This is a genomic window from Chitinophaga sp. 10T418, from assembly GCF_056394125.1.
On the sequence record NZ_JBFTHG010000010.1, the window covers coordinates 243,917 to 256,282 of the forward strand.

At 44.9% G+C, this 12,366-nt stretch carries 8 protein-coding genes and 1 riboswitch; all 8 genes read left to right on the forward strand.

Annotation, left to right across the window (positions count from 1 at the left end; all coding sequences use genetic code 11):
- The first annotated feature begins 285 nt into the window (after window positions 1-285).
- Window positions 286-495: riboswitch (cobalamin riboswitch) on the forward strand.
- Between the two features lie 180 nt (window positions 496-675).
- Complete coding sequence (locus tag AC1DCV_RS26460; protein ID WP_477025996.1) at window positions 676-1,806, forward strand: DUF5074 domain-containing protein; 1,131 nt, start codon at window positions 676-678, stop codon at window positions 1,804-1,806.
- 146 nt (window positions 1,807-1,952) lie between these two features.
- Window positions 1,953-2,411, forward strand: a complete 459-nt coding sequence (locus AC1DCV_RS26465) for a hypothetical protein (protein WP_477025997.1) — start codon at window positions 1,953-1,955, stop codon at window positions 2,409-2,411.
- Between the two features lie 398 nt (window positions 2,412-2,809).
- The gene (locus AC1DCV_RS26470) at window positions 2,810-3,403 is read left to right on the forward strand and encodes an RNA polymerase sigma factor (RefSeq protein ID WP_477025998.1); all 594 of its coding nucleotides are present in this window, start codon (window positions 2,810-2,812) and stop codon (window positions 3,401-3,403) included.
- 115 nt (window positions 3,404-3,518) lie between these two features.
- Window positions 3,519-4,526 (forward strand): FecR family protein, encoded by a 1,008-nt coding sequence (locus tag AC1DCV_RS26475; protein ID WP_477025999.1) that lies wholly within the window; start codon window positions 3,519-3,521, stop codon window positions 4,524-4,526.
- A gap of 424 nt (window positions 4,527-4,950) precedes the next feature.
- Complete coding sequence (locus AC1DCV_RS26480; protein WP_477026000.1) at window positions 4,951-8,592, forward strand: SusC/RagA family TonB-linked outer membrane protein; 3,642 nt, start codon at window positions 4,951-4,953, stop codon at window positions 8,590-8,592.
- Window positions 8,593-8,602: 10 nt separating this feature from the next.
- The gene (locus tag AC1DCV_RS26485) at window positions 8,603-10,090 is read left to right on the forward strand and encodes a RagB/SusD family nutrient uptake outer membrane protein (RefSeq protein WP_477026001.1); all 1,488 of its coding nucleotides are present in this window, start codon (window positions 8,603-8,605) and stop codon (window positions 10,088-10,090) included.
- A gap of 37 nt (window positions 10,091-10,127) precedes the next feature.
- Window positions 10,128-11,027, forward strand: a complete 900-nt coding sequence (locus AC1DCV_RS26490) for a zinc-binding metallopeptidase (RefSeq protein WP_477026002.1) — start codon at window positions 10,128-10,130, stop codon at window positions 11,025-11,027.
- 33 nt (window positions 11,028-11,060) lie between these two features.
- Window positions 11,061-12,359, forward strand: coding sequence for a DUF4302 domain-containing protein (locus AC1DCV_RS26495; protein ID WP_477026003.1), 1,299 nt, complete (start codon window positions 11,061-11,063; stop codon window positions 12,357-12,359).
- The last annotated feature ends 7 nt before the right edge of the window (window positions 12,360-12,366 follow it).

The window sequence follows — 12,366 nt, forward strand, 5'->3', positions numbered from 1 at the left end:
ATATCAACCTATGGAAAGCATAAAAAATAAAATGCCATATCCATACTTTCTTCCGTTCACTCCTGTTAGTGATTTAAAATAACCATAACGCAGATCCACTGCGTCTAACAGTGATACATTTTAATGAAGGAAGACAATATAGGTGGTATAAAAATTTAAACACGAACTAATAGGAAGTATAAAAAATGAAATACCTGATTAGTTATAGTTGCCAAAAGCATTGCCTCAAAAAAGAATGAAGTATTACACTTTCCTTTCATTTTGGATTTTACTAATACTTCACGTACGTTTGCATCCACAATTGGTTCCGCCTGCGGGCGGATTAAAAGGGAATCCGGTGCAATACCGGAGCTATCCCCGTAGCTGTGATCCTGCATTCATTTTTGAATGAATTGATTTTCCGGATACTCCATACCACTGTCTGCATGTCCGCAGATGGGAAGGTTCCCGGAAAAGCAGGAGAGCCAGAAGACCTGCCAGATGTCATCGATCATTCAGCGCTTTCGGGTGAAAGGCCAGGAATGTAAGCCTAACGGCATATATTCTATTGTGTAAATATTATTTACCCCTGGGCGCATTATGCAGGTGTGATTTCACCGGCTTTTGAGTTTTGTTTTTTTCCGGATCTGGTATCCGGACAGGGAAAAGTATGTCATCAATCCAAATATCTATTATATGAAAAAACAGTTATTATCCTMCTTGTTGGTAGCGTTTGCCTTGTTGGTGGCTTCCTGTAAAAAAGAAGATGCATTGCAGTCATCACAGTTACAAAAGTTGGACGCCAATAACAAAACCGGCGTTACAACATCATTGATTACCGGCAAATATGCAGATGGTTTCTTTATTGCCAATGAAGGATGGTTCGGTCATGGCACCGGCGATCTGCACTTCTATTCGTATAGTGGTGACAGTTTGGTGCAGGACGTGTATCACCTGGAAAACCCAACCGGTGCATTAGGAGGGCCTTCCAACACATTGCAGTTTGCGACCTTCTTCAACAATAAGCTGTACATCGTAGTGAAAGCCGGCGGACCGCTGGTGGTAACAGATGGTGGCAGCATGGTAGAAACCGGCCGTATCACTACCTTGCCCGGTAACGATGGGCATGCCTTCCTGGGTGTTGATGCCACACACGGACTGCTGAGCGCCAGCGATGGCGTATATCCTATTACACTGCCATCTCTGGCGGTAGGCACTAAAATCAGCGGGGTTGCTGGTTATACCGGCGACATGCTTAAAATTGGCAGTTATGTTTTTGTATTATCTCAAACAGATGGTATCGTAGCCCTGAATAGCAGCACTTATGCTGTAGTGAAAAAGTTCGGCGCTGCTAACCTTGCTTTTGCCGCGGGTAAAGATGGAGCGGTATATGCAACCAATTCAGATTCACTGATCCGCATTGTTCCGTCTACCCTCGCACGTACTGCGATCAAACTGCCGTTTACCGTGCCTTCTCCATGGGGAGCATGGCGTCATGCGGGTATTACTGCTTCTACACAGGACAGTGCTATTTTCATTGTGCGTAACAACGGTTTTGCCGGTGGAACACAATTATATCGCTACGTAATCGGCAACGCTGCTTCGTTAACTACGCCATTTATCACCCTGCCAACAGGTCAGTATTTCTATGGTGCAGGAGCAGCATATAATAAGGAAAAGAATGAGCTGGTAGTGACCACGCTGAATGGATCATTCACCGGCAGTATCAACCGGGTGCTGATTTATGATGCCACCACTACTACCCTGAAAAAAACGTTGACTTACAACGGATGGTATTTCCCGGCTATGCCTGTGTTTCACGAATAAAGAACCATAAATAAGAAAATGCCCCGTTTGCCAATGGCAAGCGGGGCATTTTCTTATCCCGATACTTCACTAGGATATTCAAGATTTTCTGGTTACTTTAATACGATATTTTTTTTCCACGTATTTCACTCTTAAGCCATTGTAAAATGAGCGTTAAACTCACTCAGGTATCCACGTTTTTTTGTGCCCCGCTATTGCTGTTATGTTTGGGCGGTAGCAAAGTTGTTGCCCAGGCAGGACCCGTTAGTATTTCAGGCCCCACTACTGTGACTCCCGGCAGCGTCGGCATTTATTCGCTGGTACCCACTGTTAGCGGCAGCACGTATGTAGCCTGGAACGTTACCGGGGATGGACAGATTATTTCTGCACCACCTAATACCGGTCTGGAAGGTTATGGTATCAACACCTGCTATGTTACCTGGGGCCCCAACATTCAAACCGCTTATCTAACGGTAACGCTGGCCCGGAATACTCCGATACAGCAGTACACGCTGCGGATAACACGGGGAACGGGACTGAATGGTGCAGATAGTTATGAGGTGGTGAAGGAGGTACCTGCTGCAGAACAAACAGCGGAGGCCAGGGAAACACCGTTAAAACGGTAAGGGCGGAAATTTTCAACGTATATCCATTGATGTTGTTATACAGCATCAATGGATATATGTCATTATTCTTCTTAAAAACTGTGCTCTTTCAATAACGGATACCGCTTTCTTCCTGCTTAAGTATAAATTTCATACTGTTTCTTCTGCCTTATACACATATACATAATTAATAATACAAATGCTATTGCGCGGCTACGCTGCTTTTCCCACTTACGCTGATCCTTCTGTATATGCTTATAACAATTAATAATTATAGTTAATACGAATTTATTTATTAAATAATAATATTTGTTACTAATTTATGCAGCAGAATAGATGGCCATTGCCTTTGGGAAACCTGGCTTTTTTCTAGCCATATAAATTGTATTCCACGATATGATTTATATAAAAGGAGAAATATGAATATACTAGATGCTGAATTGGTAGTACGGTTACAAAACCACGAAGTAAGCGCCTTTGATACCTTGTACTGGAAATATCACGAGGCGGTGTACCGGAATATTTTTAAGTTTGTGAAAGATGAAGTGGTAACAGAAGATATCCTGCAGGACGTATTTGCACGCCTATGGGAAAAACGACAGGATATCCGGCCAGATCAATCGGTCAGTGGATGGTTGTTTGTTATCAGCTTTAATATGTGCGTATCCTTCGTCAGGAAGAAGCTCCGGGAACAGGCTTTTCACAAAAACATCTTCCAGACGGACGAGGATGATCCTGTAGCTATTGAACGTAAGAACATAGACGAAGAGCAATATCATTTGCTGGAACAGGCGATTTCAAAATTATCTCCCAAAAAAAGAACTATTGTTACCCGCTGTAAACTGGAAGGGAAAACCTATGAGGAAGTAGCACACGAACTGAATATTTCCCGGAATACTGTAAAAGAACATTTATCAGCCGCCATGATCAAACTCAATGACTATATACAACGCAACGGAGATCACAAGTATATTGTGTTGCTGTTGCTCTTCTTAAATTATAACGATTCATAATCACCAATCGTTTTCATATTATATTTAAATTAATGTTTTTATTTTCCAAAAAAAGTTCAAAAAGGACCCACCCGTTTTTATCAACTGCGCGTATTTAGATTAAACCATCACGCTAGTGCCCAACAGAAAGGAATATCTCAAACAACTGTTAAATAAAGACAACTGGACTGCCGCAGAGCAGGAGTGGATGATGGAATACCTCGATGCCAATGACTTTGCTGAGCTGCAAATGGTAGCCGCAGAATATTTTGAAGCTGATATCATAGCGGTAAAGCATATATTAGATAAACGCCTGTCTGACAGAATGCTGAAAAACATTCATCAACGTATAGGCATAAAGGATAGTTCTTTCAAAGGTATTTTCAGACTCTACAAACAGAAGATCGCTGCAGCAGCCGTGGTACTGCTGCTGGCGGGAGCCGCAGGGTACATGCTGTTACAACACCGGGTAAAACAAAAGGTATTTGCCACTACCTCAGAAAGACAAACAGTGAAATTGCCGGATGGCTCGGTAGTATATCTTGAAAAGAATTCCAGTATTACCTTTCCGGAGGTATTTGATAAAAAGAACCGCGAAGTAACATTGAAAGGAGAAGCTTTTTTTGAAATCAACCATGATGCCCGACATCCTTTCATTATTTCTTCTTCGTTAATAAATACTACCGTATTAGGAACCTCTTTTAATATGGAAGTACATGAAGGAAACATTGCCAGAGTAGTAGTGGTATCAGGAATGGTACAGGTAAATACCAAGGAAAGTCAACCACATAAAAATGAAGCACTGGTACTGACCGCCAACAAAAGCGCCGTGTATAATCCGGCTTCGGACGACCTGCAGTTACAGGATGCCACTGATGACGCCAGGTTTTTCGCACAAAAAATGAGTGGTAAATTTATCTATAAGGGAGATCCTTTAGCTAAAGTAGCAGCCGACCTGCAGAGATACTATAATGTGCCGGTAGTAACCGATCAGCGGTCTGCTCAGTGCAGGTTTTACGGATCATTTAACACCGTAGACGATTTAGAAAAAGCACTTTCATTAATTGCCTTTTCTTTAGATGCCCGCGTGAAAAAAGACAATACCAGCAGCGGGTATATCATTGTTGGTGGGAATTGTAAATAAAAACAGATGGACCGCGATATCGTTAACCAAACTATATTCAAGATGATGATGAAGATAAACTGCTATCAACAAAGCTGAACCAAAATTTAAAGAAAGAACGAAACCATTTAAGTCTGGTATACTATCCTGGTGACCTTTAGCCTGAATGACATTCATGCTGGTTAACTAATTGATCAAATGCAACCCATTTGATCATACGGCCACCTATTGCCCATACTTACCGAATCAATAATCCGTAGCAATCACTCAACCAAACTGAATCGTCCATGAAACAGCATACATCCTTATTGTCCGGCTAATGTATTGCCATTATATGACTGATTAAAAAACACCCTGCATATGCAGACGGCCTTCTATTGCCCGGTTTTATCCAGAAACCGGAACGGAGATCCTATGCCCAGAACGAAACAAATAAACTATAACTATGTTCAAAAGAAAACTATCATTTATTTATTGTTTACTGCTCCTGCTGGCAGTGACGCAGGCCCACGCCGGTAACAGTTTGCAGGATGCGCTCGACAAAAAAATATCCATCGAACTAAAGAATGTCATCCTCAAAGACGCATTGGAAAAGATCAGTAACCTTGCCGAAGTATCTTTTGTGTATGTAGGCAATGAAGTACTGGATGCCAACAAAGTAAGTGTGAATGCACATAATGAGAAAGTCGGCGATCTGCTGAACAAATTACTTACCCCCTACTCCCTTTCCTTCAGCGTGATGTATGACCGTGTAGTCATTAAACACGATAACGGGAAAAAACCGGCACTACTCACTGTAACGAATACACTATTACGTATTACCGTTCCCGTTACCGATGTAAAAGGGATTGTTACCAATGAAAAGAAAGAACCGTTGCCAGGTGTAAGCATCATCATTAAAGGTACCTCCCGCGGCGTCACCACCAACGATAAAGGCGCATTTGAACTGAAAAAGATAGCCAACGATGCCATCCTGGTATTCAATTTCACCGGCTACAAAACAGAAGAAGTCAGCGTAGCCCAATTCAGAAGCGGCGCCATCACCATTGTAATGAAAGAAAAACCCACCCGCCTGCAGGAAGTCGTGGTGACCGGTTTTCAGAGCATCGACAAAACTAAATTCTCCGGCGCAGCTACCAGGCTGAAAGGAGAAGATGTAAAAATAGACGGGCTTACTGATGTAAGCCGTATGCTGGAAGGAAGAGTAGCCGGCGTTGCCATTCAAAATGTATCCGGCACTTTTGGTACGGCCCCTAAAGTACGTATCCGCGGTGCTACCTCTATCAACGGTGATAACAAACCGCTGTGGGTAGTGGATGGTGTTGTACTGGAAGATGTGGTGAATATCTCCAATGACCAGCTTTCCAGCGGCGACCCTACCACCCTGCTGGGATCCGCCGTAGCAGGACTGAACTCCAATGACATTGAAAGCTTCGACATCCTCAAAGATGCCGCGGCTGCTGCCTTATACGGCGCCCGCGCCATGAACGGCGTAGTGGTGATCACTACCAAAAAAGGGCGTGCAGGCAAGCCCGTTATTGCTTATAGCGGCAACTTCAGCACACAACTGAAACCCAACTACAACAATTTCAATATTATGAACTCCGGTCAGCAAATGTCTGTGCTGGCGGAACTGGAAAGAAAAGGAGTACTTAACTCCGACATCCTTTCACAGGGTGATATCGGCGTTTTCGGCAAGTTGTACGAAAAACTGGATGCAGATAAAAACGGCAACTTCCCCGTAGAAAACGACCCGGAACACCGCAAAGCTTTTTTACTCCGCTACGCCAAAGCCAACACCGATTGGTTTGGCCTGCTGTTCCGCAACAACTTTGTACAGGAACATTCCCTCAGCATTTCATCCGGTACCGATAAATCACAATCTTATTTCTCTACCAGCTTTTACAGTGATAACGGCTGGACACTGGCTGATAAAGTAACCCGGTATACACTCAACTATCGCAATACCTATAAATTTTCAGACAGACTCACTGCTGGTTTTTCTACGCTGGCTTCCGTACGCCGGCAGAAAGCTCCCGGAGCACTGACCCGCAGCAGCAACCCTGTAGAAGGGCAATATGACCGCGATTTCGATATCAATCCGTTCAGCTACTCTCTCAATACCAGCCGTACACTCACCGCCTACGATGAAGACGGCAAGCTGGAATACTTCCGGAGAAATTATGCACCATTCAACATCATTAACGAACTGGAAAATAATTACCTGGACCTGAATATGATGGATTTACGTTTACAGGGAGATCTCGGCTGGAAGCTGACAAAGCATCTTCGTTACGAATTCACCGGCGCTATCAGGTATGTAAAGTCTTCCCGTGAACACCAGATCACAGAAAATGCCAACATGGCCAATGCCTACCGCTCCGCAGGAAATGCTACCATCGCAGAAAGAAACAAATTCCTTTACCGCGATCCTGAAAATCCGGATGCGCCACCAGTGATCGTGTTACCCGCCGGCGGCTTCTACAATCGTACAGAAGATCAGCTCCTGAACTATGATTTCCGCAATGGCCTTAACTATACCGACACTTTTGCACAAAAGCATAACGTCAACATACTGATAGGTCAACAGGTAAAGTATGCAGACCGCCAAAACGCGTCCAACACCGGATATGGCTACCAATATGACAATGGAGGCGCCACTTTCACCGATTACCGTATACTCAAACAAACAATTGAAAGCAACTTCCCTTACTTCGGTATGGGCAGAGATTACGACCGCTTCGCCGCCTTTTATGCTACCGGTACCTACGCCTATAACAACAAATATAACTTTACTGCTACCGGACGTTATGATGGCTCCAACCGTTTAGGACAGTCGCGTAAAGCACGCTGGCTGCCCACCTGGAGTATAGCCGGATCCTGGAATATAGACCGCGAAGATTTTGCGGCCCGCATCAAACAACTGGATTACCTCACCCTGCGCGTCAGCTATGGACTCACTGCCAGCATGGGGCCTGCAACAAATTCCAACATCGTTTATCAAACTGTAAATACCAACCGGCCACACCAGACAGAAGTAGAATCAGTGATCAGGTTATCGCACTTGCAAAACGATGAACTCACCTGGGAAAAATTATATACTACCAACATAGGATTGGACGGCGGTTTCTTCAACGGACGTCTGAACTTCAGTCTGGATGCATATACCCGCAAAAGCTTTGACCTCATCAGCCGCATCAAAACTTCCGGCATCGGTGGCGAAATGTATAAAGCGGCCAACTATGCCGATATGGACTCAAAAGGATTGGAAGTAATGATAGGCGGAGACGTAATCCGCAGTAAAACCTGGGGTTGGAAATCCAATGTCACCTTTGGTTACAGTGTTAACAAAATCACCAACGCAAAAAATATTCCCGGCATTTTTGACCTGGTAGTAGCAGAAGGCGGCAACACAGAAGGCTATCCCGTTCATAGCCTGTTTTCGCTGCAATACACCGGTCTGGATGGCAAATCAGGCGCCCCCTCCTTCATCAATCAGGATGGCGCCAACAGTGGTGATGTAAATCTCCAGTCATTGAACACCAGCCACCTCGTATATGAAGGTCCGGTAGATCCACCTGTTACCGGTGGCTTCTCCAATACATTCCGCTATAAAGCTTTATCACTGAACATATTTTTTACTTATCAGTTTGGCAACAAGATCCGCCTCTATCCTGCTTTCAAAACTACCTACTCTGATCTCGATGCCATGCCCAAAGAGTTTTACGACCGCTGGGTAATGCCGGGAGATGAAAGCAAAACGTCCGTGCCTTCTATGCTGGATGCCTTTGAACAATTGCTGATAAGAGGTGCACACCCTTACAACAATTACAACTTCTCCACAGAAAGAGTGGCGAAAGGCGATTTCATTCGCCTCAAAACCGTCTCTCTCACCTACCAGTTACCAGGTGAGTTAAGCAAACGTGCAGGGCTGAGCAACATTGCGGTAAGTGCCGCGGCTATTAATCCCTGGCTGATTTATGCAGATAAAAAATTACAGGGACAAGATCCTGAATTTTTTAATGCAGGTGGGGTGGCGCAGCCTATTCAAAAGCAATTCACTTTTTCATTAAAAGTTGGTATTTAAAAAAGGAACTATGTCAATCTACTATATAACATCTACCCATACACGCAAAATGAAACCAGTGCTCATCGGGGCATTTGCACTGATGACCCTTCTGGCAGGCGGCTGTAAAAAATACCTGGAGCAGGTACCTGACAGTACCTGGACAGACCTGAGTTCACCAGCCAAGGTGAGTAAGCTACTGGGCACTGCCTATCCACAATCCAGCTACATTACTATGTGCGAAGCCATGTCGGATAATGTGGGCGACAAAGGAGTCGGCGCATACTATCGCCCTAACGAAGACGCCTATTTGTTCAACGACATTCAATCAATAGATGAAGACTCGCCGGAAGATTACTGGAAGGCTTGCTATACCGCCATTGCCGCTACCAACCAGGCGTTACAGGCATGTAACAACGCGGCCGATCCGGCACTGTATGCACACCAGCGCGGCGAAGCATTGGTAGCCAGAGCCTATGCACATTTTATGCTGGTCAATATTTTCGCTAAAAGTTATGATGCCACTACTGCTGCCAATGATCCCGGTATTCCTTATGTAACGGAACCTGAAACAGTGGTGATGAAACAGTACGACCGTAAAAGCGTGGCCTATGTATATGAGATGGTGGAGAAAGACCTGCTGGCCGGACTCCCGCTGATCAGCGATGATGCATATAGTGTTCCCCGTTTTCATTTTAACCGCAGTGCTGCCTATGCATTTGCCACCCGTTTTTATCTGTTCAAAAAAGATTACGCCAAAGTAGTAGCCTATGCCGACAATACCTTTTCCAATAATGATGTGGCCAACAATATGCGCGAATGGAATACCGTGTACGGCAGTATGTCACCCGCTCAAATCTTTGATCGCTATGCCAACGCCAACGAAAGAGCCAACCTGCTGATTGCAGAAGCCCCTTCTCTCTGGGGACGCAATGTAGGCAGGTTACGCTATGACCTGGATTACGCACATGAAGCCCAGATCATAGGCCGTAATGTAACAGGCGGCACTTGGGTATATCCGATCTATTACTATGGTTCGCAGGATTACTTTGTTCCCAAGCTGACAGAATATTTTGTAAAGAACTCCGTCAACGCCACTATTGGTCAGCCCTATGTAATGGTGCCACTGTTTACCACAGAAGAAGTATTGTTCAACCGCGCGGAAGCCAATACTTACCTCAATAACACCAGTGCAGTAGTTAAAGATCTCAACCTCTTCGCCAGCAAACGTATCCGGAATTACAACCCTTCCCTGCATAATATTTCGCTCTCCGACATGCAGAACTTCTACGGCATCAGCGATGTCAAAAACGCCTGCATTCGCACCATTCTTGATTTTAAACGGGCAGAGTATTTACAGGAAGGTCAACGCTGGTTTGATTTGCAACGATACAAAATACCAGTTGTACATAGCACCCGGGAAGGGCAAACACTGGAGCTGAAAGCAGATGATAAACGCCGCCTGTTCCAGATACCGGCATCTGCTACTACCTCCGGCTTATCATTAAATCCAAGATAACAATACAGCGATCGTATCAACATAAATACCTATTCAAATGAAAGCATTCTTACTCATCATTCCCTTATGCTTGCTGATGGCTTGCAGCAAGAAAGAAGACCTGGGCAATGTAGAAGATATACCCGGCCTGGGCGGAGACACCTGGGCAGCTTCTCCATTGGACAAATGGCTGCACGACACGCTTACCGTGCCTTTTAACATTGCAGTAAAATACAAATGGGATCAATTCGAATTTGAATTGAACAAAACACTCGTACCTCCTAAAGAAGAAAAAATAATCCCCGTGATGTCGGCCATCAGGAAAGTATGGATGAATACTTATATCGCCGAAGCCGGCAACCTCTTCTTTAAGAAATACTGCCCCAAGTACTTCATTCTTTCCGGTAGCGCCAGCTGGAATGAAAACGGCACCATTACCCTTGGCACCGCAGAAGGTGGCCGCAAAGTAGTGTTGTACCTGGTAAATGATTTCTTAACAAAATCTATGGACGGCTACAAACTCTCCGACTCTGCTAATGTGAAACAGATGTTTCATGTAATAGAACATGAGTTCGGACATATCCTGCATCAGACAGTGATGTACCCGGTAGCATTCAAGCGGATCTGCGCAGGTTTTTACACCGGCAACTGGAACAACATTTCCGATATGGAAGCACGCCAGGATGGTTTCGTAACCCCCTATGCCATGTCTGCTTTTGATGAAGACTTTGTGGAAATGGTATCTACCATGCTGGTAGAAGGTAAGACAGGATTTGATGCGATCGTCAACAGCATTCCGGAAGGAACCAGTATCAATGGGGTGACAAAAGCAGTGGCACAATCCCGCTTACGCCAGAAAGAAGCCATGGTGGTCAGCTATTTTTTAACAGTATGGAATATCAATTTCTATAGTCTGCAGACACGCACCAGGAAAGAAATTAATCAGTTACTCTATTAAATGCAAGGTTTCGCAAGGCGTAAAAATAATAGTATGAAAAATAATCTGATCTGTTTATTATTCATCATGACCGGGATGTTTGCCTGTAAAAAGGAAACGGATCCCGTTTTTGATAAGTCACCCGATGAACGTATCAATGAAGCGTTGTCACATTATCAGCAGGTACTCACCAGCGCGCCGTATGGCTGGAGAGCGCTGGTATATCCGGCTGGTGTACCCGGCAGCGTATACGGCTTCTATTTCAGTTTCTCTGATGCCAACCGGGTACAGATGTTTTCTGATTTCACGGCAGCCAGCACCAATGCTGTAAAAGAAAGCAGCTGGCGCCTGAAAGCATTGCAGCAACCCTGTCTCCTGTTCGACACTTATTCTTATCTCCATGTACTATGCGATCCGGATGCCAGTCATAATGGCGGACAGTATGGTCAGGGACTGGGATCAGACTTCGAATTTGCCATCAATGACGCTGCTGGTGATTCTGTTTGGCTCACCGGTCGTTTCAACAAGAGTAAAGCCGTTTTGATAAAGGCTACCCAGCAGGAAAAAACAGCTTATTTCCAGCAGCAAATCAACCGCTCTATCGATAGCATCGGAGCGATACTCACCTACTTCCACCGGCTGACAGTAGGCAGCAGTCGCTATGACATCAGCATTGATAACTTCCTGCATCAAATAACTTTTACCTGGATAGCCGATGGGAAGGTAAAAACGAAGACTACCGGTTATACCTATACGTCTACCGGTATTTCATTATCACCGGCTTTTAACGACAACGGCATTACTATCAGCAGTTTTGACCAGGTAAAATGGGAAAATGGTGCCATCAACTTTACCGTCGGCGGCAAAACAGCCAGTATCACGGAAACGGCTACACCGGTAGCAATTGATTATGCTGCCCCGAAAAGATGGTACCAGTATGCCGCGGAAAACGAAAAGTACTGGGCCACTGACGGCGGCTTTCATGTAAACGGTCAGGATAATGCGTTCCATCTTAATTCATTACCCGGCTATGCTTTTCTCACCTACTATCCGCAGATAAATGGTCCGGGTACAGACCTGGATTTGCTGGGTTTTGTATTGAGGGGAGATGACGGAAACACGATCGCTTATGGCCCCGGTTACAGCGCACCTACCTACACCTCCGATGGCAGGATCATTTTTAACGATATCGGTTTTTCCGGTAGCATGCCTGCCAACAAAGCCCCGGTAGAAAAAACAAGATCACTGATGGCGGACCCAATGGGGTATTACCTCGTACAACTCCGCCCACTTACCTATGCCATGGTAAGCGCCAGGGATGGAAAATCCTGGATCACCTGGCAAAGCTTTTAATCGCATC

What these genes read in the sequence shown, in the direction of transcription:
- AC1DCV_RS26465 (WP_477025997.1), top strand. Translation starts at nt 1,953, where the DNA reads ATGAGCGTTAAACTCACTCAGGTATCCACGTTTTTTTGTGCCCCGCTA.
- AC1DCV_RS26470 (WP_477025998.1), top strand. Translation starts at nt 2,810, where the DNA reads ATGAATATACTAGATGCTGAATTGGTAGTACGGTTACAAAACCACGAA.
- AC1DCV_RS26480 (WP_477026000.1), top strand. Translation starts at nt 4,951, where the DNA reads ATGTTCAAAAGAAAACTATCATTTATTTATTGTTTACTGCTCCTGCTG.
- AC1DCV_RS26485 (WP_477026001.1), top strand. Translation starts at nt 8,603, where the DNA reads ATGTCAATCTACTATATAACATCTACCCATACACGCAAAATGAAACCA.
- AC1DCV_RS26490 (WP_477026002.1), top strand. Translation starts at nt 10,128, where the DNA reads ATGAAAGCATTCTTACTCATCATTCCCTTATGCTTGCTGATGGCTTGC.
- AC1DCV_RS26495 (WP_477026003.1), top strand. Translation starts at nt 11,061, where the DNA reads ATGAAAAATAATCTGATCTGTTTATTATTCATCATGACCGGGATGTTT.